Annotated in this window: 24 protein-coding genes; 15 read left to right on the top strand and 9 right to left on the bottom strand. The window is 65.2% G+C overall.

From position 1 onward, the window contains the following. Positions 1 to 14 precede the first annotated feature (14 nt). The 3 genes from GIW81_RS09095 to GIW81_RS09090 all read right to left on the bottom strand — a co-directional run bounded on the left by GIW81_RS09095 (position 15) and on the right by GIW81_RS09090 (position 2430). A complete protein-coding gene (locus GIW81_RS09095; RefSeq protein ID WP_154738909.1) occupies positions 15 to 203 on the bottom strand; it encodes a hypothetical protein in 189 nt (62 codons plus the stop codon). A 93-nt stretch (positions 204 to 296) separates the two neighbouring features. Then, positions 297 to 473 (bottom strand): hypothetical protein, encoded by a 177-nt coding sequence (locus tag GIW81_RS18825; protein ID WP_195930489.1) that lies wholly within the window; start codon positions 471 to 473, stop codon positions 297 to 299. 160 nt (positions 474 to 633) lie between these two features. Next, a complete protein-coding gene (locus tag GIW81_RS09090) occupies positions 634 to 2430 on the bottom strand; it encodes a hypothetical protein (RefSeq protein ID WP_195930488.1) in 1797 nt (598 codons plus the stop codon). A gap of 924 nt (positions 2431 to 3354) precedes the next feature. Between GIW81_RS09090 and GIW81_RS09085 the strand changes: the two genes are divergently transcribed. Then, a complete protein-coding gene (locus GIW81_RS09085; RefSeq protein WP_154738908.1) occupies positions 3355 to 4269 on the top strand; it encodes an alpha/beta hydrolase in 915 nt (304 codons plus the stop codon). Between the two features lie 78 nt (positions 4270 to 4347). Here GIW81_RS09085 and GIW81_RS09080 read toward each other — a convergent pair whose 3' ends face one another. Further along, entirely contained in the window at positions 4348 to 4971 is a 624-nt protein-coding gene (locus GIW81_RS09080; RefSeq protein WP_154738907.1) for a DUF2147 domain-containing protein, read from the bottom strand. 342 nt (positions 4972 to 5313) lie between these two features. Here GIW81_RS09080 and GIW81_RS09075 point away from each other — a divergent pair, with 342 nt between their 5' ends. From GIW81_RS09075 to GIW81_RS09065, 3 genes are read left to right on the top strand one after another with little or no spacing between them, the layout of a single operon-like run. Continuing rightward, entirely contained in the window at positions 5314 to 6441 is a 1128-nt protein-coding gene (locus GIW81_RS09075) for an ABC transporter permease (RefSeq protein ID WP_154738906.1), read from the top strand. Further along, positions 6438 to 7190 (top strand): ABC transporter ATP-binding protein, encoded by a 753-nt coding sequence (locus GIW81_RS09070; protein WP_154738905.1) that lies wholly within the window; start codon positions 6438 to 6440, stop codon positions 7188 to 7190. Before GIW81_RS09075 ends, GIW81_RS09070 begins: the two co-directional genes overlap by 4 nt. Further along, on the top strand, positions 7183 to 8307 hold the full coding sequence (locus tag GIW81_RS09065) for an HlyD family secretion protein (protein ID WP_154738904.1): 1125 nt from the start codon (positions 7183 to 7185) through the stop codon (positions 8305 to 8307). Before GIW81_RS09070 ends, GIW81_RS09065 begins: the two co-directional genes overlap by 8 nt. Positions 8308 to 8822: 515 nt before the next feature. Here GIW81_RS09065 and GIW81_RS09060 read toward each other — a convergent pair. From GIW81_RS09060 to bcsS, 4 genes are all read right to left on the bottom strand, one after another. Continuing rightward, positions 8823 to 11960, bottom strand: a complete 3138-nt coding sequence (locus GIW81_RS09060) for an efflux RND transporter permease subunit (protein ID WP_154738903.1) — start codon at positions 11958 to 11960, stop codon at positions 8823 to 8825. After that, complete coding sequence (locus GIW81_RS09055; RefSeq protein WP_154738902.1) at positions 11960 to 13204, bottom strand: efflux RND transporter periplasmic adaptor subunit; 1245 nt, start codon at positions 13202 to 13204, stop codon at positions 11960 to 11962. The genes GIW81_RS09060 and GIW81_RS09055 overlap by 1 nt, the downstream gene beginning before the upstream one ends. Then, positions 13201 to 13836, bottom strand: coding sequence for a TetR/AcrR family transcriptional regulator (locus GIW81_RS09050; RefSeq protein ID WP_154738901.1), 636 nt, complete (start codon positions 13834 to 13836; stop codon positions 13201 to 13203). Before GIW81_RS09050 ends, GIW81_RS09055 begins: the two co-directional genes overlap by 4 nt. Positions 13837 to 14027: 191 nt before the next feature. Further along, positions 14028 to 14786 carry a cellulose biosynthesis protein BcsS gene (gene bcsS / locus GIW81_RS09045; RefSeq protein ID WP_154738900.1) on the bottom strand — a complete coding sequence of 253 codons (759 nt, stop codon included), beginning with the start codon at positions 14784 to 14786 and terminating at the stop codon, positions 14028 to 14030. Positions 14787 to 15074: 288 nt separating this feature from the next. Between bcsS and GIW81_RS09040 the strand changes: the two genes are divergently transcribed. Continuing rightward, positions 15075 to 15509, top strand: a complete 435-nt coding sequence (locus tag GIW81_RS09040) for a phasin family protein (RefSeq protein WP_154738899.1) — start codon at positions 15075 to 15077, stop codon at positions 15507 to 15509. Positions 15510 to 15598: 89 nt separating this feature from the next. Here GIW81_RS09040 and GIW81_RS09035 read toward each other — a convergent pair whose 3' ends face one another. Then, on the bottom strand, positions 15599 to 16159 hold the full coding sequence (locus tag GIW81_RS09035) for an invasion associated locus B family protein (protein ID WP_324614944.1): 561 nt from the start codon (positions 16157 to 16159) through the stop codon (positions 15599 to 15601). A 328-nt stretch (positions 16160 to 16487) separates the two neighbouring features. Between GIW81_RS09035 and coxB the strand changes: the two genes are divergently transcribed. From coxB to GIW81_RS08985, 10 genes are all read left to right on the top strand, one after another. Beyond that, on the top strand, positions 16488 to 17471 hold the full coding sequence (gene coxB, locus GIW81_RS09030) for a cytochrome c oxidase subunit II (protein ID WP_154738898.1): 984 nt from the start codon (positions 16488 to 16490) through the stop codon (positions 17469 to 17471). 79 nt (positions 17472 to 17550) lie between these two features. After that, on the top strand, positions 17551 to 19170 hold the full coding sequence (gene ctaD / locus GIW81_RS09025) for a cytochrome c oxidase subunit I (RefSeq protein ID WP_154738897.1): 1620 nt from the start codon (positions 17551 to 17553) through the stop codon (positions 19168 to 19170). Between the two features lie 177 nt (positions 19171 to 19347). Continuing rightward, on the top strand, positions 19348 to 20280 hold the full coding sequence (locus GIW81_RS09020; protein ID WP_154738896.1) for a heme o synthase: 933 nt from the start codon (positions 19348 to 19350) through the stop codon (positions 20278 to 20280). 22 nt (positions 20281 to 20302) lie between these two features. Continuing rightward, positions 20303 to 20455, top strand: coding sequence for a hypothetical protein (locus GIW81_RS09015; protein ID WP_210251917.1), 153 nt, complete (start codon positions 20303 to 20305; stop codon positions 20453 to 20455). A gap of 14 nt (positions 20456 to 20469) precedes the next feature. After that, positions 20470 to 21087: a cytochrome c oxidase assembly protein gene (locus GIW81_RS09010; RefSeq protein ID WP_229309126.1), complete on the top strand. Its 618-nt coding sequence runs from the start codon at positions 20470 to 20472 to the stop codon at positions 21085 to 21087. 132 nt (positions 21088 to 21219) lie between these two features. Then, entirely contained in the window at positions 21220 to 22182 is a 963-nt protein-coding gene (locus GIW81_RS09005) for a cytochrome c oxidase subunit 3 (protein ID WP_154738894.1), read from the top strand. A 191-nt stretch (positions 22183 to 22373) separates the two neighbouring features. Continuing rightward, positions 22374 to 22703, top strand: coding sequence for a DUF983 domain-containing protein (locus tag GIW81_RS09000; RefSeq protein WP_154739601.1), 330 nt, complete (start codon positions 22374 to 22376; stop codon positions 22701 to 22703). A 21-nt stretch (positions 22704 to 22724) separates the two neighbouring features. After that, positions 22725 to 23468 carry an SURF1 family protein gene (locus GIW81_RS08995; RefSeq protein WP_154738893.1) on the top strand — a complete coding sequence of 248 codons (744 nt, stop codon included), beginning with the start codon at positions 22725 to 22727 and terminating at the stop codon, positions 23466 to 23468. Between the two features lie 138 nt (positions 23469 to 23606). Further along, a complete protein-coding gene (thrC, locus tag GIW81_RS08990) occupies positions 23607 to 25016 on the top strand; it encodes a threonine synthase (protein ID WP_154738892.1) in 1410 nt (469 codons plus the stop codon). Beyond that, positions 25013 to 26281: a M16 family metallopeptidase gene (locus GIW81_RS08985; protein ID WP_154738891.1), complete on the top strand. Its 1269-nt coding sequence runs from the start codon at positions 25013 to 25015 to the stop codon at positions 26279 to 26281. The genes thrC and GIW81_RS08985 overlap by 4 nt, the downstream gene beginning before the upstream one ends. Positions 26282 to 26294 lie beyond the last annotated feature (13 nt).

The following is a 26294-nucleotide window of genomic DNA, read 5'->3' as shown; positions in this document are numbered from 1 at the left end:
TGGCCGAAAGTCGGCTACTTTATGATGACCTTGTCGGAGGCGATGGCGCCGACTTTCGCGTCGCTCACCACCCTGCTGCCGAGCATCGCCGCGATCAGAAATGCAAACGCCGCGACTGTCAGCACCGCCGCGATGACAATCTCGCGAGACGACCGGCGCATACGCTCGGCGTATGATTCAAATTGATCGATCTTCCATTTCATGCCGCGAGAATTCATCCATCGCGCGCACCAAAACCAGAGCGCTGAGTGCCGCGCGACAGAAGCGCACACAAATGGTGCTTGGCCGGAATGTTTCTAAAGACCGCGCATGATGCAGCCGAGCACAAGGATGACCTGCGCCAGGAGCAGGGCGAAGAACTCGTTGCCGGTGACGAACGGAATCTCGGCGCCGAAAAACTTAATGATCAGCACTGTGACCGTCAGAATGACGGACAGCATGAACGTAATGATGCCAGGTGCCTTAAGTCCCATCGCAAGAACTCCCCTCGATGCCCCATGCGCGATCCGTTGCAGATCGCTGCCCCGGGCCGACGCGGAATCGGAAGGCCCGGTCGGCTTATAGCAGGGGCAACTCAATCTGACACTGAGCTGCGGAGATTGCTGGGGATGGAGCTGTCCGGGACGCGGGTGCCTAGGCGGCAGCGCTTGTACGGCGGCGGGCAAACAACAAACGGTGCAGGAGCAGCAACACCAGAAGCGTGAGGAAGCCCAGCCCGACGATCACCACCGGGTGCTTTTCCCACAGGAGTATTGGGCTGACGCGGCCGTCGGCGACGAGGCGGAGATCCGCGCCGATCGCCGCCGGGTCGAGCATGGCGCCCGTGCGGAGCATCATGCCCACTGCCGCCGTCTGATCGGTGCTCGCCACGACCGCCTCGCGGACCCGGTCCGACGCGAGCGCATGGATCTTCGCCGGATTGGCGGCTACCGCCCGCAGTACTTGCTCGCGGGGCTCGGGCTGCAGTCCGGTGAGATAGCGCGACAAGCTCGATAGCTCGTCCTCGGTGAGATTGCGGGCGAGCTTCGTCAAGTCGGCATCGTTCAGCTCGAACAGCGTATCGCGTGCCGCGCGATCGATGCCGGCGAGGCGCACCGTCGCGAGCTGGTCGTCGAGCGCCAGGAGCCGCTGCAGCGAGGCGCGGCTCAATTGTTCGGGCGTGGTGCGGCGATAGAGGCTGAGCTCCACCACCTTCGGCAGATCGGCACCGGCAAGCGCCGACCACTTGAGCCCCTGGTCGAGCGATCGCGTTTCGCGGGCAATCTCCATCGCCGGCGCGGGCAAGCTCTTGACTGCGGTGGCCAGCGTCCCGTCGTCCAGGCGGCGCAGCAGGCCGGCCTCGCCTTCGCCGGCGAGGAGCAGCGCGACCACTTCGTCCAATCGAGGCAGCGAAGCGGGGGGAAGTGAATCGACGAACGCCTTGAACTTCCCGTTGCGCTCGGCAAGCCCGAGGGCCTCGGCGTGCGCGGCGCGGAAATCGCGCCATATCTCGATGATGCGGTCGGCGGTCGCGGCGCCGATCTCCTGGATGTGAGCGGAGATCTGCTCGGAGAACGTCTTAGCCAACTCCTCCTGCACCTTGTCCTTGTTCTCCTTGGACTTCATCTCGGTGGCGATGATCGGCAGCACGCCGTTGCGCAGGTCCCAGATGTCCTTGGCGATGAGCACCAGGCCGATGCCGCCGGCAACCACCGAGACGAGCCGGGCAAGCACGCTGCCCACCACGCGCTGGCCGACACGGGTCGCCATGTTGGCGAGCTGGCGGCGCATCAGCAGCACGGCGGCGCCGGCGATGCCGCCGCTCGATTCGCGCAGCACCGCGCCGGGCGACATCTCTGCCGCGCCCTTGCTCGGGTCGAGCGACACGTCCTTGCCCGCGTCACCGGCCACTGCACGAGCGGCCGTGTCGCCATAGCGGGCGCCGACGAACGCCTTGAGGCAGGCGAGCGCCGGCTCGGCCGCGTCCTCGGTGGCAAATTCCATTTGCTTGCCGACCTCGGCCCCAACGCCGACGGCAAGCTGCTCGAGCGCCGCCTTGATGGCATCGGAGCGGTAGACGCGCTCGGCGACGGCGGTCGCCAGCTCTTGCGCCCGCTGCTGGCTCGCAAGCGATTGCAGAAGATTGGCCCAGCTGGTCTCGCGGCGGACTTCCTCGACGGCGAGATCGACGCGCTTGTCGATGATCTCGTCCATGCCGAGACGGCGCCACTGGTCCCCGACCACGGCGCGGTAGTCGAGATTGGCTATGCCGCCCTGCAGGGCGCGCACGGAGATCGCCTGGATGGCGGAGCGGAAGGAAGCCTCATCGCGCGACTGACAGGCCTCATAGTCGGCCTTCGACAAGGGCTGCGCGAAGGACGGAGCGACCTGTCCCACGGTTATGGCGAAGGCGACGAGAAGCGCAATCGGGCGGCGAACGTGGGCGAGCAACGTAGTGTCCTTCGGTCCGCAGCCGCTCCCGTCCGGCGCCTGCACTTAACCATCTAAACACCTTCGAGTATGTGGTGTCGATTGCGCTCGCAGCGTGACATGGCCGGGGCTTGCGCGCGGCGCGAGCGGATGCGACCGGACCCGCGAAGGGTGCAAACCGGCCCTCGTCCAGATCACAATTTCTTTCAGAGCTGCACAATCGCCGGCCCGTCAGAAGACAGACGATTGCGGCTTGTGTGGCATCTGCACTATTGTCGTGCAGAGAATTGCCCGTTGCCTCTTCTTCGACTTAAATGTGGCGGCGCTACAACACGCAGTTGAGCGATTAATGATGTTTGCACTGCGGTAATTCGCAGAATCTGAGAACAGGCGTACACTTATCGTCATTATGTAAGTTCGGAAACGGCGTTATTTCAAGGCTTTCCGCCGCCGTGCAGCAAGACCGACGCGACGAAATCATTGCTCATGGTGAGCGCGATGCCTCCCGCTGGGGTGGCAGTCCGCGTGACACACGCGCGCCATGCTTTGGCCCAAACTTGCTTGGACAACGCCCCCGCTCGACGCCCCCGGCGCGCTCGAGTACGTGCCTGGCGAGGTCAGCGGGTACGGTTTCTACGGCGGTGCCAATGCCGGTCCGAGCCGCCCCGTGCGGCAAGGTGCCTAATCGAACTTCCCGGCCGTTCCGGCCAGTGACTCCCCTCCACCTCATCTCGTGCCGTGCGGGCCCGGGACCTCAGTTAAAGCGGCGACTACCAATCAAGGGCGTCAGGCCGGCATTCGATCGGCATCGGCACCCGACCGAGGAAACGAAAAAGAGAGAGTTTCAGCGACAAGCTCCCGGCAGCGCGGACTGAACACCTCGCGCGGGCTGGAGTCTGTTGGGGATCGATTGGCTCTAAGTTAGCGAGCGAGTTCAGTTACGAAATGAAAAACAGCGAGAAAATGAAGGCAGCTTGGGGTAGCATTTTTGTTCCGGGGGGACGCAATGGCGTACTGCTCGTACACAGCCTCGGCGGCTCACCTATCGAGCTGAAGTTCGTAGCCCACACTCTGGCCCAGCTTGGCTACACCGTTTATTGCCCGCTTCTCCCCGGCCTCGCCGGCGGCACCGACGTTTCCGGGCTATCCAGCTGGCAAGACTGGTACGCGGCGCTCGAGAAGGCGCACGACGAGCTGACCCAGCAGTGCGATGCGGTGATCGTCGGCGGCATGTCGGCCGGCAGCATGTTGGCGCTGCGTCTTGCCGCGCTGCGACCGGAGAAGATCCACGGCCTGATGCTGTTCTCACCGACGCTCTGGCCGAATGGCTGGGCGATCCCGTGGTACTTCAGCCTGTTCCGCCTCGTGAACGACAAGTGGGCAGCGCGCCTTTTCAAGTTCCGCGCCCGCGCCCCGCACGGCATCAAGGATGATCGCCTGCGCAGCTTCATTCTCGACAGCGTGCAGTCGGAAGCGGATTCCATCGAGGACCTGTTCGCCCGCGGTGGCGGCCTCGTGCTCGAGTTCCGCCGGCTCGTGCGCAACGTCAAGCCGCTGCTCGGCAAGATCAAGCAGCACGCGCTGGTGTTTCACCCGCGCAACGACGACCAGAGCGATCTGTCGAACGCGATGCTCCTGCAGCGCAAGCTCGCCGGCATCGTTGAGACCGTAATCCTCGACGACTGCTACCACATGGTCACGCTCGACCGGCAGCGCCCCGTTGTCATGGAGCGCGTCAAGGAGTTCGCCGACCGCCTCACGACGCGCCTCGACAAGGTGCGCGCCGAGGAGGCCGTCGTTGCCGCCACCGATGCGCAGCAGAGCAAAGGTCGGGGAGAAGGACGCGGCGCAACGACCTGATCGAGGGTCTGCGTTGAGACAATCAAAAAGCCCGGCGGGTGATCGCCGGGCTTTTTTGTTCTCGCGTGTCGCGCTGGGCTATTCGACCACTGGAGGCCGGACAGCCGGTACGGGGCGCGGGGCGATGAGCTGCGGAAGCGGGCCGACGGCAGCCTTCTTCACGATGCCTTGCGGCGCACCCTGCGCCTGCTTGTTCTGATCGCAGCGCGGCAGGTCTGCGGGAGCCCGGCGCCAGTTGAACGTCTTGGAGAAGAACTTGACGCCCTTGTAGCCCGTCAGAATCAGGCGCTCGCGGCCGGCGACGATAGCGGCGTCGAATTGGGCGCCCTGCTCGGGATCGTAGACCCACCCGTTGTCCCAGCCTTCGCTTACGCGCTGCAGTGAGCCGAGTACGGGAAGGCCGCAGATCGTCCGCTTGCGCTTCGCCGGGTCGGGATTGTAGCCGTCGGTGAGGGGCTCGCCGTTCTTCTTGTTCGGCTCCTTCAACCAGACGATGAAGCCGCACAGAGCTTTGGCGCTAGCACCGGTTTGTCCGCAAGGCCGGATCTCGACCGCGCCCTTGCCGGTGTGGTTGATCCAGACGCCGGTTTCGAGGGGTGGCGCGGCGTTGGCCGCACCCGCGCTCAGGGCCAGAACCAGGGACGCAAGCGCTTGAGACGCCCGTGTTTTCGGGCTGCTCCGGGGGGGAAGATCATGACGCATGGTAGCATCACCAATATTGTGCCAGAGATTGGGATCGCAATTAGGCTTTGAAAGCGGCGAAAGCTGGTCGGAGGATCACGGAGCCGCAAGTCTGGGCGAAACAGGGTAAACAAAATATTTCCTATATCGCTCGATCTTACCTCTTTCTTGACCTCTTCGCGTTTACGCAGGGTGAGCGCCTCGGCCACTCTTGTTACTGAGCGGCGCGCTTTCGCGTTATACTTGGGCAACTCTTAAGCATGAGTTCGCCTTTCCGAGGCCAAGTTCGAGGGTTACCAGCGGCGAGAGCCGCGCTGTCGGCGTATGGCCGATGCCTTGCCCAACTCAGTGCGGGAACGATCGATGATCCTGACGCTTGCCTTTCGTAATCTGTTTCATGACCGCATCCGGTTGGCGGTCACGCTCGTCGGCATTTTGTTTTCGATCGTTCTGGTCGCTGTGCAACTCGGGCTGTATCTCGGCGCGAGCAAGATGATCACGGACAATATCGATCACGCGAAAGCCGATCTGTGGATCACCGTCTACGGCGCCAAAAGCTTTGAGGACGGCGGCATGCTGCTGACCTCGCGCGAGCGCCATCAGGCCCTGGCTACGCCGGGCGTCAAAGCCGTGATCCCGCTGATCGTGCGCTTCGCCGAATGGCGCAAGCCCGCGGGCGGCTCGACGCGCGTGGTCATCGTCGGCAGCGACGCGGAGGACGGCGGTCTCGAGCCGTTCAACCTGGTGCAGGGCACTTGGGAGGACATCAAGTCACCCGAGGCCGTGGCCATCGACAAGAGCTACTTCAACGAGCTCGGCGTCAAGGGTATCGGCGATACCGCCCAGGTACAGAACAGCCGTGTCCGCATCCGCGCCCTCACCGACGGCGTCCGCTCCTTCACCCAGGCGCCCTACACCTACGTGCCGCTCAACCGGGCGCGCAGCATCTTCGGCGACTCCGACGGCGTGACGTTCTACCTCGTCCAGCTGCAGCCCGGCGCCAATGTCGAGAAGGTCCGCCACGACCTGCAGGGGCGCCTCGAAGGCGCCGAGGTGCTCACCCAAGGGGAATTCCGCGACCGCAGCCTGAAGCAGTGGCTGTTCCGTACCGGCGCCGGCGTGGCGCTGATCGGCGGCGCTCTGCTCGGCAGCCTCGTCGGCACCGTCATCGTGGCGCAGACCCTCTATTCGAGCACAAAGGACCATTTGGGCGAGTTTGCCACCCTGCGTGCGCTGGGTTCATCATCGGGATATATTCACCAGGTTATCCTGGCCCAGGCGGGCATCAGCGCCGTCGTCGGCTATGCTCTCGGCATCTCGATTGCACTCACCATCCTGGTGTTCAGTAGGAACACCGCCTTGCCCATGGTGATGACGCCGGGCTTGGCGTTCTGGCTATTCACACTGACCGTCGGCATGTGCGCCATCTCGGCGCTGTCGGCGATCGTCAAGGTCACGAAGATCGATCCTGCAACGGTATTCAACAGATGAGCGAAGCGCCCGTCCTCGAAGCCATCGACATCGTCAAGGAGCTGGGCTCCGGCGCTGGCAAGGTGCGCGCCGTGAAGGGCGCCAGCCTCACCCTAGTGCCCGGCGAGCTGACGCTTCTCATGGGGCCGTCGGGCTCCGGCAAGACCACGCTCTTGTCGATCCTCGGCTGCATCCTGACGCCCACCTCCGGCGTCCTGCGCGTCGCCGGTACCTCCACCGACCGGCTCAGCGCCGAGGAGCTGGCGCACCTGCGCCGGCAGCACATGGGCTTCATCTTCCAGTCCTATAACCTGTTCCCCACGCTCACCGCGCTGGAGAACGTGCGCATCGCGCTCGACGTGCGCGGGCAGAAGGGCTTCGCCGCCGCCAACCGCGCCGAGGAAGTGCTGCGCGACGTCGGCCTCGCCTACCGCCTCAAGAGCTACCCCGGCAACCTCTCGGGTGGTGAGCAGCAGCGCGTGGCCGTCGCCCGCGCCATCGCCTCCTCGCCATCCATCGTGCTGGCCGACGAGCCGACCGCCGCGCTCGACGGCGAGAACGGCCACGCAGTGATGGCGCTGCTCGCGCGCATCGCCAAGGAGCAGCACCGCAGCGTCCTGGCGGTCACCCACGATCCGCGCACGCTCAGCTACGCGGACCGCGTCGTGCGCATTGAGGACGGACGTATTGTCGGCGAAGAGCGCCGCCCAGAGGGCCTCGATGCCCCGGAAATTGCAGATCTTACAAAGAGACGGAAGGCCCATGCTTAAAAAGGTCAATCCCACGGTCATCACGCTCGGCATCGCCGGCATCCTTGCGGTTGCCGTCGGCTTCTACGTCAACAGCGTCAGCTGGGGGCCGATCGCCGAGGAGAAGACCACCCAGGCGGCGTCGACCGATAACGGCGCCAAGCCGGCGAACAGCAACAACAACCAGACGACCGCCGCCGCCATGCAGCCGACGTGGGCCGCTTCGGCCACCGGCCGCGTCGAGCCCAAGAGCGGCGAGGTGCGTGTCACCGCCGAGGTCGGCGGCCGCATCGTCGACATTCCCGTCAACCTCAACGACCAGGTGAAGAACGGCGATCTGCTCGTCCGCCTCGACGACGACGACGCCATCACCAAGGTCGTCGGTGCCAACGCCGAAGCCCAGGTGCGTGTGCGCGAGCGCAACGAGGAAGACGCGCGCGGCCTGCAGCTCGAGCGTCGTAACGCCGAGGATGCCGTCGCCGCCGCCGAGCGCTCCGTGTTCGGCGCGCAGCAGGAGTTCGACGACGCCCTCGACCAGAAGCGCAACCACAACGGCGCCCAGGATGCGGTCGACAAGGGGCGCACCAAGCTCGAGGACGCCCGCAAGAAGCTCGCCGACGAGCGCGCCAATCTCGCTTCCGTGAACGCCAAGTCGGGCATGCCGCTGCCGACCCGGCTCGAGGCCGCCCTCACGGTCGCCCGCGCCGAGCTGACCGGCGCCGAGCTCGGCGTCGAGCACACGCGCATCCGCGCGCCGTTCGACGGCACCGTGCTCAACGTCATCGCCAAGGAGGGCGAGGTCGCCGCGCCATCGCCGGAGAACACGCTCGTCATCTACGGCGACTTGAGCACCATGAAGGTGCGCGCCGAGGTCGAGGAGCGCGACGCCGCCAAGATCCGCGTCGGCCAGCGCGTCATCGTCCGCGCCGACGCCTATCCGGAGCAGGACTTCGAGGGCAAGGTGACGTCCATCGCCCAGTCGCTGTCGCCGCCCAACATCCAGTCGCGCGGCCCCCGTCGTCCCAACGACGTCGAGGTGCTGGAGGCGGTCGTCGACCTCGAGGGCGCCCCGCCGCTGCTGACCGGCATGCGCGTCGACGTGTTCTTCAAGCTCGATGCTACGGCCTCGACGAAGTAAGCGCGGCACATCTTCGGAAATCGCAACGGGCGCATCTCACGATGCGCCCGTTTTCATATTCATACCCCTCTCCCCGCCTGCGGAGAGGGGCAGGGTGAGGGGCAGCAACGATAGACGTCATGGCCGCGTCATGGCGAAGCCATGCACCGCATGGACGGCCCTCCCCGCGCTATCCAGCCAACCTCGTCATCCCCGCGCAGGCGGGAACCTAGTCACGCATCAGTTTGGCCGCAGTAACGATCAAAGCGGCCACCCGATCCGCGCTGTGTCCTGGGTCCCCGCCTGCGCGGGGATGACGGAGTGGGGAGGCGCACGCGCTTCCGAACTACCGCTCCCGCGAAGCACTCAAAACTGTCATCCTCGGCCCTGAGCCGAGGATCCACGTCCCAACTCGCTTTGCCAACGAAGGTGTGTGCGTCGCGCTGGATCCTCGGGACAAGCCCGAGGATGACAAATTGTAGCGCTGGATTGCCGCTGCCTCACGAGCGGGGAGCAACACCCCGAATGCTGGGCGCTCACTCAGCGGGAGCGGGATGCGCCGGCGCGGGAGAATGCTGCCGCTGTTGCTGTAGCTGCTCCGCCAAATACTCCGGCGACTCGTCGGTCGGGCCGATGAACCGCCCGAAGATCCACCACACCAAGCGGCCGATGTCGTCCATCACGGTGTAGAACGACGGCACGAACACCAGCGACAGCACGGTCGACACGAGCAGGCCGCCGATCACCGCGATTGCCATCGGCGCGCGGAACTCGCCGCCGTCGCCGAGCGCCATGGCGCTGGGCACCATGCCGGCGACCATGGCGAGCGTCGTCATCACGATCGGCCGGGCGCGCTTGCGGCCGGCGTCGATCACCGCCTCGAACCGCGGAATGCCCTTCGCCACTTCCTCGACCGCGAAATCGACGAGCATGATGGCGTTCTTGGTCACGATGCCCATGAGCATCAACAGGCCGATGTACACCGGCATGCTGACCGAGTTGTTCGTCGCCAGCAGCGCCAGCACCACGCCGCCGAACGACAACGGTAGCGATATGAGGATCGTCACCGGCTGCGCGACGCTGCCGAACAGCAGCACCAGCACGCCGAACACGATCATCAGGCCGGTGCCCATGGCGGTCATGAAGCCGGTCGCCACCTCGTCCTGGATCTCGGCGTCGCCCGAGGCCTGCAGGCGCACGCTGGGCGGTAGCTTCTGCTCCTCGAACACCTTGAGGAACGTCTCGCGTCCGCCCGACATGGCGTAGCGCGTCTCGAGGTCGACGCCGATGAGAGCGCGGCGCTCGCGATCGTAGCGGTTGATCGCGCTCGGCCCGCGGCCGAAGTTGACGTCGGCCACCGCGGCAAGCGGGATCGCCGTGCCGGTCGTATTGGTCACCCGCAGGTTCTTCAGGCGCTGCATGTCGGTGCGCGCGTTCTCGGCGATCTGCACGCGGATCGGTATGAGGCGGTCGCCGGCATTGAACTTGGCGAGGTTGGCGTCGATGTCGCCGATGGTGGCGACGCGGATCGTCTCCGCGATCTTGCTCGGCGCCACGCCGAGCCGAGCCGCCGCGTCGAACTTCGGCACGACGCGCAGCTCCGGTCGGTCGATCGCCGCGTCGGCCGCGACGTTGGTGAAGCCCGGCACCTGCCGCAGCGCCCCTTCCAGCTTGCGGACGGCGTCGTTCAGCTCCTCGCCGTCGCGTGACAGCATGGAGAACGACAGCTCGCGCTCGCCGCGCTCGTTCACGTACCAGGCGCGCGAGTCGGCCACGCTCGACAGCTTGCTGGAAATGATCGATTTGATCGTCTTCTGCGGCAGGTCGCGCTCGGTCTTCGGCACGAGATTCACGAACAGCGACGCCTTGCGGATGTCGAGGCCGCCGGTCGGTGTCGCGCCCCCGAGCACGAACACGCTTTTCACCTCCGGGATGGTCTTCAACACCTTGCCCATCGTGTCCGTGGTCGTGCGCGTGTTCTCGAGCGTCGAGCCGGGGGGCAATTCGACGGAGACGACGACGCGCGAGGTATCCTCGTCGGGCATGAATCCGGTCGGCAGTAGCGTCGTCGCATAGATGGAGCCGGCAAACAGTCCGAGGCCGACGACGAGCGTCAGGTAGCGCACCTTCAGCGTCGCACGCAGGAAGCCGACGTAGGCACGCATGACGAACCCGTTGCCTTCATGCTCCTCTTTAATGGGGCGCATGAGATAGGCGGCCATCATCGGCGTGATGAGGCGTGCCACGAGGAGGGAGATCAGCACGGCGATGGCGACGGTCAGCCCGAACTGCCGGAAATACTGCCCGGCGATGCCGCCCATGAACGACACGGGCGAGAAGATCGCCACGATGGTGAGCGAGATCGCGATCACCGCGAGGCCGATCTCGTCGGCGGCCTCGACGGCGGCGCGATACGGCGACTTACCGGTGCGCATGTGGCGCACGATGTTCTCGATCTCGACGATGGCGTCGTCGACGAGAATGCCGGTGACGAGCGTGATGCCGAGCAGGCTGACGAGGTTGAGCGAGAAGCCCATCAAGTCCATCGCCCAGAACGTGGGGATGGCTGACAGGGGCAACGCCACCGCGGCAATGAGCGTGGCGCGCAAATTGCGCAGGAAGACGAGCACGACCAGCACGGCGAGCACCGCGCCTTCGATCAGCGTCTCCATGGCCGAGTGATAGTTGCCCCGGGTATAGGCGACGGCGTCGTCGATCTTGGTGAGCCGCACGTCGGGGTACTGTTTCTCCAGCTCCGCCAATTTGGCGTTGACGACGTCGGCCACCGATAGCTCGCTCGAGCCCTTGGAGCGGAACACCGAGAACGTCACCACCGGCTCGCCGCTCAGGCGCGCAAACGAGCGCTGCTCCTCGGCGTCGTCGATGACGCGTCCGAGATCGGACAGGCGCACTTGCCTGCCGCCCGGAAGAAGGATCTTCGTCTCGGCAAGCTCCTCGACACGGCGGGCGCCGGCGAGCGTGCGGATTGCCTGCTCCTGGCCGCCCACCTCGCCGCGGCCACCGCCTAGGTCGACGTTGGTGGCGCGCACCTGGTTGTTGACCTCGGCGGCGGTAATGCCGAGTGCCAGCAGGCGATCGGGATCGAGCAGGATACGGATCTCGCGGTCGACGCCGCCATAGCGCTCGACGCGGCCGACGCCTTTGAGGCCTTGCAACTGGCGCTTGATCACGTCGTCGACGTGCCAAGAGAGCTGCTCCAGCGTCATGCCGGGTGAAGACGCGGCGAACGTGAGGATCGACTGCCCCTCGACGTCGATGCGCTGCACGATCGGCTCGTTGATGTCGCGCGGCAGCTGCAGGCGGATCTTGTCGATCGCGTCTTTGACGTCGTTGAGCGCCCGGTCCTGGTTCACCTCGAGCCGGAACTCGATGAGGGTCATCGACTGGCCGTCGGTCACCGTCGAGACGATGTGCTTGACGCCGGTGATGTTGGCGACGGAGTCCTCGACCTCTTTCGTGACCTGCGTTTCGAGCTCGGCCGGCGCCGCACCCGACTGGACGACGGTGATGGAGACGAGCGGGATATCGATGTTCGGGAAGCGCGTCACCGGCATTGTCATGAAGCTGATGACGCCGAGCAAGGTCAGCACCGCGAACAGCACGATCGCCGGCACCGGCCGGCGGATCGACCATGCCGAGATATTGAGGCGCATTAGTTGGCCTCGCTGATCTTGGAATCGGGCAGCACCGTCCGCACGGCGTCGCCGTCGCGCAGGAAGGTGCCGGAGCGGGCCACGACGACGTCGCCTTCATTGAGGCCGCTGCGGATCTCGACGAGACCGCCTGCAATGAGGCCGGTGTCGACGTCGCGGCGGGCAACGCGGCCGTCGCGAACGACCTGCACGAAGGTGCCGCTGGTATCGAAGATCACCGCCGACGAAGGCACGCCGAGCCCGTGGCTCTTGGCAGAGGAGACGGTGCCGCGCCCGAATGCGCCAATGCGCAAGCGCGGATCGGTGCCGAGGAAAATGCGTACCCGGCCGAGACGCGTCAGCTTGTCGACTTCCGGCGACACGAGGCGCACGAGGCCATCGACGCCGACGCCGGCGACGTCCACGCGCGCCTTCTGGCCGGCGGCGATCTTGCCGAGCTCCGTTTCGATCACTTCGGCGTCGAGCTCCACCTCGCCCCGCGCCACGATGCGGAACATCGGTTCGCCGGCACCCGAGGCCATGCCGCCGATGCGCGCTGTGCGCCGGCTGACGAGACCGTCGGAAGGGGCGGTGACCTTGGTGTTCGTAAGACGCCAGTTGAGCTCGCGCCGCTGCGCCTCGACCTGCTTCTTCTCGGCCTCGGCGAGCTTCAATCCGTCCTCTGCGGCCTGCAGCTGGGCTGCGGTGGTCTTCGCCGCCGCCTCGCGCTGGTCGTAGGTGATACCGGAGACATAGCCGGAATTCTTCAGCGGCTTGGCCCGCTCGAAGTTGGCCGCCGCCTCGGCGACCTTTGCCGTCATCTCGGCGATCTGGCTGCGCTTCTGCGAGATCGTTGCTTCGGCGCGCGCCACCGATGCTTCGTTTTGCGCCAGCTGCGCGTCGAGCGATTCCTGCACGAGCGTCGCCAGAACGGCGCCCTTCTTCACGCGGTCGCCCTCATCGACCATCAGCTCGAGGACGCGGAAGCCCTCGACCTCGGGTGCAACGAGGATCTCATCGCGCGGTACGAGCGAGCCCGATACGACGACCAGCTCGGTGAAGTCGGCTTGCGCTGCCTTCACGACGGACACGGCCGGCGGCGGTGCTGCGGCGCTGACTTTGTCGTCCTCCGCCTCGCGCGCGGCGTGGCCCTCGCTGAAGGCGGTCAGATAGGGGACGAGCTTCGGCGCGAAGTGCGGGGCGAGGAAGGCGCCTGCACCCGCAGCGCCGGCCAGTACCACGACAATGATGAGCAGACGCTTCATTGGCGGTCTTTCTTTTCGATGGTCTGTTGAGGCGCGGGCGCGCCGGCATTGAGCAGCCTGCCGATGACCGACATGGCGGCCGGCACGAGCTTGTCGGTGTCGAAGTTGGGATCGAGCGCGCGGCGCATGAACAGGCCGTCGCCGATCATCGAGAACACCTTGGTCAGCGTCGGGATGTCGAGATCGGGATGGATGCGTCCTTCGGCAGCGAGCCTGGCGAACAGCTTCTCGAAGCTCTCCTCGACGAAGCGATCGACCGCGCGATAGATCTCGCCGACGCGCGGATTGCGCGTCGACTCCACGCCGATCTCCAGACACATGATACGGCGGTGGGCGGGCTCTTCGCGGAAGTAATGGTCGCCGAGCTTCGACAGCGCCTCCATGAAGTCGGGGGCGGCCGACACCTCGGCGAAGCGCTCGGCGAACTCGGAGCGATCGCGCTCGGCGAGGCCGGCGATCAGGTCTTCCTTCGAGTTGAAGTAGACGTAGAGCGCGCCGGGGCTGATCGACGCCTCCTTGCAGATGTCCTGCATGGTGGTGCGATGGAAGCCGGCGCGCGCGAAGCAAAACTCGGCGGCGTCGAGGATGTGCTCGCGGCGGGCGCGCTGGGTCGCTGGTTTCAGTTTCGGCATGGTGGCTTCGTGAGCCTGCTTGGGTGAACAGTTGCTGAGCACGTGCCTTCTACTGGCACAAAACAAAACGAACAATCGTTTTGTTTGCATCCTATCGTGGCGCCCTTGTGGCGCTGTTCCGCGTGCAACATTTTGGCGCGGGGGTGCCTGCAACGGCGTGCAAAGCCGTGCAATTTGGCCGGTATGCCGACTTAGAACTGCATCAGCAAGTTGGCGTTGGCGTAGGGGTCTTTGAGCGACTGGGCGTCCTCGAGAAACCGCCCCGCAAAGCCCCCGGCGAGCGAGAATTCCCCACCCGCCCAAGCGTAGCGGGCGAAGAGCCCGGCCCGCGCGTCCTCGCCTAAGTCATTGGAATTTAGGCCGCCTTCCGGGCCGACGGAGAGGTCGCCCCAAATGCGGTAGCCGGCCCGCAGGCGTGCGGCGGCGGTTTGGTGCGCGCTGGTCCACGACAGGTCGACCTGCGACCAGGCCGAGCTCCCCATGTTGAGCCAGAACTCGGCGACGACCTTTGGCCCAACCTCCTGGCCCTGCACAGGATTTTCCGGATCAATCGGGTCGACGTCATGCTCGATCGCGGCGACGCCGACGAAGCCCTTGGCGAACAGCGGCCCGAACTGTTTGTAGTAGCCCACCAGCGCCTCGGCGTAGGCCGTCCTCGCGTTGAACGCCTGCAACTGGCCGCGTCGCTCGCCCTCATAGGTGTAGCCGCCGTATCCGCCGGCGACCCGCAAACGCACGCCTTCGCTGAAGATGTCGCTGTGCGGGGCCACGGTCACGCCACCGTAGAGCAGCCAGACGTGGCTGCTGGCATCGACGCCCGTCCACACCTCGCGCCATCCTGGTGTGGCAGGCTCGGCTTGCGCTACCAGCGGTGTCGAAAACAGAATTCCGACGGCGATCGTCATCGCCGTCAGCCAGCGCTGCACGCTTTTGAGAGACGCCCCCGCCATGGAAATACGCAGAACTGGATTATACGGACCACGAAATAAACCTGTGGATTAACCAAGAAAGAGGGATGTGCAACCTTGTGTCAATGCAATTCTCATTTGAAGCATGGATAACGATTGCGCGACGTCAGGTGATTCGACCTGTGCATAGAACCATTTTCTGTCATCCTGCCGACCACTTCAGTTGATATAATTTCCTTCGTAAGGGTTGCTTCAAGCCTTCAATGGAGACGGCCTCCAGCCCCGGCTCCCCCGCCGCAATCAGGCCGTCCGCAATAGGGAGGACGTACCATGGTTGCTCATGCGTCGAATTCGCATGCGAACGGCAAATCCCCTGCTCACAGCGCCTTTCAGATGTACTTCGGCGGTCTCGAGGCATTCGGCCAAGCCTACGACCCGTTCCTGAAGGGCCTCGCTCGCACACAGCTTGAGATGCTCGGCTTCTTCAATCGGCGTGCCCAGGCCTACATGCAGATCCCGGCCCGCGCTGCCCAGTGCCGGACGCCACAAGACCTGATGGCGGTCCAGACTCAGTTCTGGCGCAGCGCATATGAGGACTACACCGAGAGCGTCGGGCGCGTGACCAATGCGCTCGCGGCCGCCGGTCTTCCGAACTTCGCGGCGATTTCGGAGGAAGCCCTCCACAACGCCCACGACTATATCGCCTTCCCTGAGACCAAAGATCAGGCGGGCAGCAACCGGGCGCGGGACCGCAAGGCGGCCTAGGTGATCTAACGAGCTAGGAGCTCTCGCCGGCGGCGCCATGGCGCCGCGGAAGGGGAGCGACTTGGTCTTTTTCTAAGCCTCGGCTCGGGTCATTTCAGCTCTGCCAGAGCTTCCTTGAAGCCGCCGAGCGAGATCGGAATGCCGATCCCCGCCTCTTCCGCCTGGAAGATGATGAAGATTGCCGTTTTCCCATTCTTCAACTGCTCGATCAGCGGGTCCTCAACCACAACTTGCGCGTAACAGGCGAACGTGTGGCAGCGCAAAAACGGCGCGTGCCCCACATCCTTGTCGTCAATTTTGAGCCCGAGGCCCGGGGGCAGAAGAATTCCCAGCGGTGCGAATACGCGCAGAACGCGCGTGCCGTTCGAGAATTTTTGGAAGTAGACGGTGAGGCCAATGTTGTCTTTGTCCTCGGCCGTAACGCTCTGCACCAGAGCGCAAACCTCGTTCTTCGCGCCGGGCGGGGGATCCTTGCAGACGAGCTGCCAGTCGCCGTGCTGCGCCTTGACGGTGCCCTCTTGCGCCAAGCCAGGGAGCGTGGTGCCGACAAGAGCGGCAAAAAGCACTGCCAGTTGGAAGCCGCCGCGGCGGGCGAGCGCGCTTAGTGCGCTGCGGCAAACGGGGCCGACAGCCGGGTCGATTTTGTGCACGCGCTGCTCCTGAGGTCTGCGCCGGCGCCGCGTCCGACGCGTGATCGTCGTGTTCCCGGAATCGGGCCAAAGTTTGGACCTGACGTAGGTCAGACTTTTCGCTGATGCGAGCGGATTTTTAAGAAGCGCCGCAACGCGTGGAAATGCCGCATTAAGCTTGACTTGAGGCATGGAAGTCGATTGTGCTCTTTTCCCAATTGGGGACGTGCGTCCTGCGCTCGGCGGCTTCGGCACCGGCGCGGTTGTTGCGGGCGAACTGGATCAAAAACAGCGCCTGTCGTGGGGAGGGTCTCGGCCAACGAGCCGAGCAGCACTTGGGAGCGGATGAATGTTGAGACGACTGCTTTGCTCGGCACCTGCCGCAGCATTTGTGATGCTGTTGCTTGGGGCTTCGGTAGCATGGGCCGCCATGGGCCAGCCGTCGCCGGGCGAGATGGGCTTCCAGGGCGCCGCCTCACCGGTGGCCGAGGAAATCCATAAGTTCTACGACTTCGTCAACATCATCATCGTGGCCATCACCGTCTTCGTGATGCTGCTGCTGCTCTACGTGATGTACCGCTTCAACGAGCGCGCCAACCCGACGCCGTCGAAGGTCACCCACCATACGATCCTCGAGGTTGCGTGGACGGTCGTCCCGATCCTCATCCTCGTCGCCATAGCCATTCCCTCCTTCCGCCTCCTCAATCTCCAGTACAGCTATCCAAAAGCGGACCTCACGCTGAAGGCAACCGGCTACCAGTGGTACTGGGAGCACGCCTATCCCGAGCTCGGCATCGCGTTCGAAACGCGCATGCTCGACGACGCCGGCCTCGAGGAGCTCAAGGCCCAGAGCCTGCCGGCAGTGCGCAATCTCTCCGTCGACAACGAGGTCATCGTTCCGGTCAACAAGGTCGTCACCGTGCTCATCACGGCGGCGCCCGACGGTGTGATTCACGACTGGACCATTCCGGGCTTCGGCTCGAAGGTCGACGCCGTTCCCGGTCGCGTCACGTCCACTTGGTTCAAGCCCACTGTCGAGGGCGTCTTCTACGGACAGTGCTCAGAGCTCTGCGGTAAGGACCACGCGTTCATGCCGATCGCCGTGCGCGTCGTGAAGGAAGAGGTCTACGCCGGCTGGGTCGACGCCATGAAGCAGGCCAACGAGGTCGGCAAGGCGGCGGGCGCGGAGAAGGACAAGGAGAAGCGCAAGGAGCTTCTGAAGCAGAAGAAGGATCTCCTCGAGAAGGCCAAGGGCGTTGTTCGCCAGGCCGCGCTCGAGCAGGCCGGGGTGCGCAAGTTCGCCAAGACCGACGACGCGACGCAGGCCAAGTGATCGGCTCGCACCAGAAAACCGCATGAGGATCCGGGTAAAGCCCGGCAACAACACTCCGATCTGACAGGGCGAACGCACCATGGGAAGCACGGCAAGTACAGCACATGACAGCCACGACCACGCGCCCACCGGCTTGAAACGCTGGCTGTTCTCGACGAACCACAAAGACATCGGCACGATGTACTTGATCTTCGCGATCATCGCCGGCTTGATCGGTGGTGCGTTGTCGGTCGCCATGCGCCTCGAGCTGCAAGAGCCGGGCATGCAGTATTTCGCCGACGGCCACATGTACAACGTGTTCGTCACCGGCCACGGCCTCATCATGGTGTTCTTCATGGTGATGCCGGCCATGATCGGCGGCTACGGCAACTGGTTCGTGCCGCTGATGATCGGCGCGCCGGACATGGCCTTCCCGCGCATGAACAACATCTCGTTCTGGCTGCTGCCGGCCGCGCTGGGACTGCTGCTCATCTCGCTGTTCGTCGAGGGCCCGCCGGGCGGTCTCGGCGTCGGTACCGGCTGGACGGCTTACGCGCCGCTGTCGACCTCGGGCCACCCCGGCCCGGCGATGGACTTCGCGATCCTGTCGCTGCACATCGCCGGCGCCTCGTCGATCCTCGGCGCCATCAACTTCATCACCACCATCTTCAACATGCGCGCGCCGGGCATGACGCTCCACAAGATGCCGCTGTTCGTCTGGTCGGTGCTCGTCACGGCGTTCTTGCTCTTGCTGTCGCTGCCCGTTCTAGCCGGCGCCATCACCATGCTGCTGACCGACCGCAACTTCGGCACGGCATTCTTCAACCCGCAGGGCGGCGGCGACCCGCTGCTCTACCAGCACTTGTTCTGGTTCTTCGGACACCCTGAGGTCTACATTTTGATCCTGCCCGGCTTCGGCATGATCAGCCACATCGTGGCGACCTTCTCGCGCAAGCCGGTGTTCGGCTACCTCGGCATGGCCTACGCCATGGTCGCCATCGGTCTCGTCGGCTTCATCGTGTGGGCGCACCACATGTATGCGGCCGGCATCAGCGTGAACACGCAGGCCTACTTCGTGTTCGCCACGATGGTGATCGCGGTGCCGACGGGCGTGAAGATCTTCTCCTGGATCGCCACCATGTGGGGCGGCTCCATCCAGTTCAAGGTGCCCATGCTGTGGGCGCTGGGCTTCATCTTCCTGTTCACCGTGGGCGGCGTGACGGGCGTCATGCTCTCCAACGCCGGCGTCGACCGCGCGCTGCACGACACCTACTACGTCGTCGCGCACTTCCACTACGTGCTGTCGCTCGGCGCCGTGTTCGCCATCTTCGCGGGCTGGTACTACTGGTTCCCGAAGATGTCGGGCTACGTGTACAACGAGACGCTCGGCAAACTGCACTTCTGGCTGACCTTCATCGGCGCCAACGTGCTGTTCTTCCCGCAGCACTTCCTCGGCCTCTCGGGCATGCCCCGCCGCTACGTCGACTACCCGGATGCGTTCGCCTTCTGGAACAACGTGTCGTCGATCGGCTCCTATCTCACCGCGCTCGGCACCCTCGTGTTCCTGGTCGGCGTGCTGGTGGCGTTCATGAGCCGCCGCGTCGCCGCCGACAATCCGTGGGGCCCGGGTGCCACGACGCTGGAGTGGACGCTGCCGTCGCCGCCGGCCTTCCACTCGTACGAGACGCTGCCGCGCATCACTGGCGCCGGTCACCACTGAGGGCCTCGGCAATGTGAGAATTTCAACGGGCGGGGCTAAACGTTCCGCCCGTTGGATTGAAGAGGGGAGAATTCCGGGCCTCGGCCGCCGTCCACCGGACGGCGGCGAATAGGACCGGCAAAGCCAAGCAGGACCTCCAGGAAGGGAGGCCGATGCGCGGCCAAAGGGTCGAGTGAGATGCAAGGGACGCCGCCAAATATCGACGTCGGTCAGCTGGGGCCCGTATCAGGTTCGAGCGTCGGCGATTTCGTCGAACTCTTGAAGCCGCGGGTGATGTCGCTCGTCGTGTTCACGGCGCTGACCGGCATGGTCGCTGCCCCGGGCTCCGTCCACCCCGTTATCGCCATCATCGCGCTTCTGTGCATCGCCATCGGTGCTGGCGCCGCGGGTGCACTCAACATGTGGTACGACGCCGACATCGACGCGCACATGGCGCGCACGGCCGCGCGTCCCATTCCGCGCGGACGCCTGACGCCGGACGAAGCACTGAGCTTCGGCTCGGTCCTGTCGGTCTTCTCGGTGCTGACGCTCGGCGTTCTCGTCAACTGGACGGCTGGTGCGCTGCTCGCCATCACCATCGCCTTCTACCTCTTCATCTACACGATGTGGCTGAAGCGGCTGACGCCCCAGAACATCGTCATCGGCGGTGCGGCAGGCTCGTTCCCGCCCATGATCGGCTGGGCGGCTGTGACCGGCAGCGTCAGCATCGAAAGCGTGCTGATGTTCCTCATCATCTTCATGTGGACGCCGCCCCATTTCTGGGCGCTGGCCCTCTACCGCTGCCGCGACTACGAGCGCGTCGGGGTGCCGATGCTGCCCGTGGTCGCCGGCCCGACCGAGACGCGCCGGCAGATCTGGCTCTATTCGCTGCTCCTTGTGCCGCTCGCCGTTGTTCCCTCGGCGATCGGCTTGACCGGGGTCGTCTACACGGTGAGCTCCATCGTGCTCGGCGCGATGTTCCTCTATCTTGCCTGGCGGGTGCGCACGATCACCGAGGGCCGCGAGGCCGATGCCGCCGCCAAGCAGCTTTTCGGGTTCTCGATCCTCTATCTCTTCCTGCTCTTCGCGGTGATGCTCGGCGAGCATGCCGTGTGGCGGTTGATGGCGTGAGGAACGTGCGGTGGCATTGGCGATGAGCGGGATGGACCAGGACGAGAAGGAGCGGCAGCGTCGGCAGCGCATGCGTTCGCTCGCCATCGCGCTGGCGCTCGCCGCGCTGGTTGCCCTGTTCTACGCGGCGACCATCGTCCGCCTCGGCGGCAACGTGTTCAATCGGCCGGTGTGAGGACCGCGAACCAGATGACAGCGACCCACGATCGGAACGACATGAAGGGCCCCACGCCGCAGCGCCACGGTCGCGTCGCCGCGATTTGCGGGCTTCTCGTTCTGTCGATGGGCGGTCTGTCGTTCGCCGCGGTGCCGCTCTACCGCCTCTACTGCCAGGTCACCGGCTATCAGGGCACCACGCAGCGCGCCGAGAAGGGGTCCGACGTCGTCCTCGACCGCGTGGTCAAGGTGCACTTCGACGCCAACGTCGCGGCCGAGCTGCCGTGGAAGTTCGAGCCCGTGCAGCCCTCGCTCGACGTCAAGATCGGCGAGAACACGCTGGCTTTCTATAGGGCGACAAACATTTCCGACAAGCCGACCACCGGCACCGCCATCTTCAACGTGACGCCGGACGCGGTCGGAACGCACTTCCAGAAAGTGCAGTGCTTCTGCTTCACCGAGCAGCGGCTCGAGCCGGGCCAATCGATGGAGATGGCGGTGTCCTTCTTCGTCGATCCGGCACTCGCCACCGACGAAGAGACGAAGCAGCTCTCCGAGCTGACGTTGTCCTATTCGTTCTATCCGGTGAGGACGCCCACGAAGGTTGGAGGCCAAGCCGCGGTCTCGAACGCGGAAGGCAAAGGCGGATGAGAAACTAGATAACCGCTGCCACGCTAAGGGACCGGTCCCGAGGCGCGGCGGCAAGGCTCTCACCCAAAGTGGCAGGGAGCCTAAAAACTGGGGATCGGGAGCACCAACGGGGACCACGGGAGACACACGACAATGGCCGCTTCGCACGCCAAGCACCACGACTACCACCTTGTAAATCCGAGCCCCTGGCCGGTGACCGCTTCGATCTCCGCGTTCATCATGATGGTCGGCGCGGTCATTTGGATGCGCTCGCAGGCGGAAGGCGCCGGCGTATTCGGCATCACCGGCCCGTGGGTGTTTGCGGTCGGCGTCCTCGGCGTCGTCACCAGCGCGTTCCTCTGGTGGCGCGACGTGATCGCCGAGGGCCAGCATGGCGACCACACGCCGGTCGTCCAGCTCCACTTCCGCTACGGCATGATCCTGTTCATCGCCTCTGAGGTGATGTTCTTCGTCGCCTGGTTCTGGGCTTACTTCGATGTCGCGCTGTTCCCCAAGAGCATCCACGATCTCTTGAACTCCACCGACGTCGTCGGACAGGTGTCGCGCGACCAACTGCTTGGCGGCCAGTGGCCTCCGATTCCGGCCGAAGGTACGGGCTTGACGGTCCCGGCTACCGGCGCGCCGACCCCGGGCATCTTCCAGCACACGTTCGACCCGTGGGGCATCCCGCTGCTCAACACGATCATCCTGTTGACCTCGGGCGTGACGGTGACGTGGGCCCACCATGCATTGCTGAAGAACGACCGCCGCGGCCTCGTGATCGGCCTGCTGCTCACCGTCATCCTGGGCGGCATCTTCACGTTCTTCCAGGGCTATGAGTACATGCACGCCGCCTTCAGCTACGCCGGCCACATCTACGGCTCGACGTTCTTCATGGCGACGGGCTTCCACGGCGTGCACGTGATCATCGGCACGATCTTCCTGCTCATCTGCCTTATCCGGGCGCTGCGCGGCGCCTTCACCCCGAAGCACCATTTCGGCTTCGAGGCGGCGGCCTGGTACTGGCACTTCGTCGACGTGGTCTGGCTGTTCCTGTTCGCCGCCATCTACGTGTGGGGCGCGGGCCCGCACCCGGGCGGCGCCGGCGGCCACTAACTACTGGCTGGACTTGGCGAAGGGTCGCAACGGCCCTTCGTCGCACCGAACTCTACGCGGGGCGGCCAGTGTGCCGCCCCGTGCTATTCTGGCCCCTCGATGCCCGCCGTCATTCCGATGCGGGCCAAGCATTGGCAGGGAGCGCACGCGTGCCGGAGTCAGCGTCCGTCTCGCCCATCTACGCCGCCGTCATGGCGCGCTGCCCGCGCTGTGGACGCGGCCCGTTGTTCAAGAATGTGCTGGAGATGCGCGACAGCTGCGATCGATGCGGCCTCGACTACCGTTTCATCGACACCGGTGACGGGCCTGCGGTGTTCGCCATCTTCATTCTCGGGTTCCTCATCTGCGGCGCGGCGCTCTACGTCGAATTCACCTTCGAGCCGCCGGTCTGGGTGCACCTCGTGCTGTGGGGATTGGGAACGCCGCTGATCGCGCTCGGCCTCCTGCGGTTCCTCAAGGCGCTGCTCATCGCCCTGCAGTACCGCAACAAGGCCGAGGAGGGGCGCATCGCCCGTGATTGACCTTCGCCCCAAGCACCTCTGATGCTGCGCACCATCCTTGAGAAGCGTTTGTTGTGGCCGGCCCTGGCGGCGCTCGCCGGGCTTGCGCTGCTGATCTGGCTCGGCACCTGGCAGATGCAGCGTCTGGCCTGGAAGCAGGGTCTGATCGGCGCCATCAACGAGCGCGTCCACGCCAAGCCCGTCACTATGGCGGCGATCGAGGATCGGGCTTCGCTCGGCGGCGACGTCGAGTACGCCCGCGTCGCTGTCGAGGGCCAGTTCCTCAACGATCACGAAATCCACCTCTACGCGCTCGACAGCACGCACGGACCGGGCTTCCACGTCATCACGCCGCTGCGGCTGGCCGACGGCAGCATCCTCCTCGTCAATCGCGGCTACGTGCCGAACGATCTGAAGGATCCGGCGAAGCGCGCCGCAGGGCAGCTGACCGGCGACGTGAAGGTGGTGGGTCTGCTGCGGCACCCCGAGCCGCAGGCCATGTTTGAGCCGAACAATGACCCCGGGCGGAACATCTGGTATTGGCGCGACATCGACGCGATGGCCGACGCCGCAGGCGGCGAGCCGGCCCGCGTCCACCGCTACATCCTCGACGCCGAAGCCGATCCGGCGCCGCCCGGCGGCTGGCCCAAGGGTGGCACGACGCGGCTCGAGCTGCCCAACCGTCATCTGGAGTACGCGCTGACCTGGTACGGCTTGGCCGCCGCACTTGTCGCAGTGTTTGCGGTGTTCGCGGTCGGCCGCTGGCGTCAGCCGGCGGCCAATTAGCCATCGGCGCGCCAATGTGTTGGGGTTAACCGCGTCTAGGCTGTGCGGAGCCCGGAATCGCGGCCCCCGCTTGCTTGTAGGCCCTGTTCACCGGCTTTAGGGTGCCCGGGGCATCCTTCCCAAGGAGAACAACCCGCGTTGAACTACATCTCGACCCGAGGTGAGGCGCCCCCATTGGGCTTCGAAGACGTCGTGCTGGCGGGGCTGGCTCGCGACGGTGGCCTCTATGTACCGCAAGCCTGGCCGACGCTTTCCCCGGAGACGATCGCCTCGTTCGCCGGCATGCCGTTCGCCGACGTGGCGGTCGAGGTGATCTACCCGTTCACCGGCGGCTCCATCCCGCGCGATGAACTCCGCAGCATGGCGGCGGAAGCTTACGCGGGCTTCGATGATCCCGCCGTGACGCCGCTCGTTCAGATCGGCCCGAACCGCTACATTCTCGAGCTGTTCCACGGGCCGACGCTCGCCTTTAAAGACGTGGCGATGCAGTTCCTCGGACGGTTGATGGACCGCGTGCTGGCCGCCCGCGGGCAACGAGCGACGATTGTCGGTGCGACCTCCGGCGACACGGGCGGGGCGGCGATCGAGGCGTTCCGCGGCTCGCCGCGCGTCGACGTGGCGATCCTCTTCCCCGAGGGCCGCGTCTCCGACGTGCAGCGGCGCATGATGACCACGCCGACGGAGGACAACGTCCACGCCATTTCCGTGCGCGGCACGTTCGACGATTGCCAGGCGCTCGTGAAGGCGATGTTCAACGATCACGGCTTCCGCGATCGCGTATCGCTCGCCGGAGTGAATTCCATCAACTGGGCGCGCATCGCCGCGCAGGTTACCTACTACTTTGTCGCCGGCGCTGCGCTCGGGGCACCGCGGCGCGCGATCTCGTTCGTCGTGCCGACGGGCAATTTCGGCGACATCTTCGCCGGCTATGTGGCCAAGCGCATGGGGCTGCCCATCGACAAGCTGGTCATCGCGTCGAACGTCAACGACATCCTGCCGCGCACGCTGCACGACGGCGCCTATGAGATGCGCGAAGTGGTCGCGACGTCCTCGCCGTCGATGGACATCCAGATCTCCTCGAACTTCGAGCGCTATCTTTTCGAGGCATCGGGGCGCGACGCGCCGCTCATCCGGGCCAAGATGCGTGCGCTCAAGGAAACGAACAGTTTCGACCTCGGGTCGCTCGGCGAGGCGATGCGCAACGATTTCGCCGCTGCGGCAGCAAGCGAGGCGGATGTGGTCGAGGCAATCCTGCGCACCAGGGCGCAGTCGGGCTACCTCGCGGACCCGCATACGGCTTGCGCCATCGTTGCAGCCGACCGCACCCTCGACGACAACGGTACGCCGCAGGTCATTCTCTCGACGGCTCACCCAGCCAAGTTCCCCGACGCGATGCAAGCCATCACTGGCGAACGCCCCGCCCTACCCGCGCGGCTTGATGGCCTGCTCTCTGCGAAAGAGCGCATCACCACGATCGACAACGACATCGGCGCGGCCGAAGGGATCGTCGAGAAACTCACGCGCGCGGTCCTGGAGCAGCGTGGATGACCGTCGAGCTGACGACGCTGGCCAATGGCTTGCGGGTCGTGACCGACACGATGCCTCACCTCGAGACCGTGTCGCTCGGCTTGTGGGTGGGTACCGGCGCGCGCCACGAAACCGACCGCGAGCACGGCATTTCGCATTTCCTCGAGCACATGGCGTTCAAAGGCACGCGACGGCGCAGCGCCCAGCAGATCGCCGAGGAGATCGAGGCAGTGGGCGGCGAGCTCAATGCCGCCACCAGCATGGAGACGACGGCCTACTTCGCGCGCGTGTTGAGAGGCGACGACGAAGTGGCGCTAACCCTTATCGCCGACATCCTCCAGGAATCCGCCTTCGGGCGGCCCGAGCTCGAAGGCGAGCGGCAGGTGATCCTGCAGGAGATCGCCGCCACCCGCGATAGCCCGGACGATATCGGCTACGACTTGCTGCACGACGCGGCGTTTCCCGAGCAGCCGGTCGGGCGCCCGATCCTCGGAACGCCTGCGAGTGTGGGTAGCTTTACCGCGGGGGATTTGAAGCGGTTCCTCGGGCGTCGCTATGGCCCTGGAAACATGGTGATTTCTGCCGCCGGCGCCGTCCGCCACGGAAACATCGTCCGCCACGCTGAAGCCCTATTCGGAGGGCTCACTGACGAGCGGCGAACAACGGGGGAACGCCCGGCAAAGTATGTCGGCGGCGTGCGAGTTTCGGAGAAGCCTTTCGAGCAAAGCCATCTCTTGATCGGCTTTCCCAGTCCCTCCTATCGGGACGATGCATTTTTTGCCGCCCAGGTGTTCTCGGGGCTGTTCGGCGGGGGCATGTCGTCGCGGCTGTTTCAGGAGGTGCGTGAGAAGCGCGGCCTCTGTTACGCGATCTACTCGACCGCGTGGGGTTTGCGGGACGCGGGGCTTTTCGGAATTCATGCGGCAACGGGAACGGCATTGATGGGCGAGCTCATCGACGTGATCGGCGTAGAGCTGGGACGTGCAGCCGATAAGGCACCCGGCGCGTCGGAGCTGGCGCGCTCCAAGTCGCAGCTCAAGGCAGGCTTGCTGATGAGCTTAGAAAGCTCGGCGGCGCGCGCTGAGCAGATGGCGCGTCACGTTCTGACGCACAATCGCGTGCTCGCCAACACCGAGCTGATGGACAAGGTCGATGCGGTGACCGTCGACGACGTTCGCGCGTTTGCTGCCGCACTTGTGCGCAGCGAACCGTGCGTGACGGTCGTCGGCAGCGGCCGCCGGTCGCGCAAGTTCGCCGAGCGCGCCGCGGGCGCGGTTCACGGCTAGCGCGTCGGGGGAA

Origin of the sequence: Hyphomicrobium album, assembly GCF_009708035.1 — a bacterium.
GTDB lineage: Bacteria > Pseudomonadota > Alphaproteobacteria > Rhizobiales > Hyphomicrobiaceae > Hyphomicrobium_A > Hyphomicrobium_A album.
This window is presented reverse-complemented; position numbering and strand designations above follow the sequence as displayed.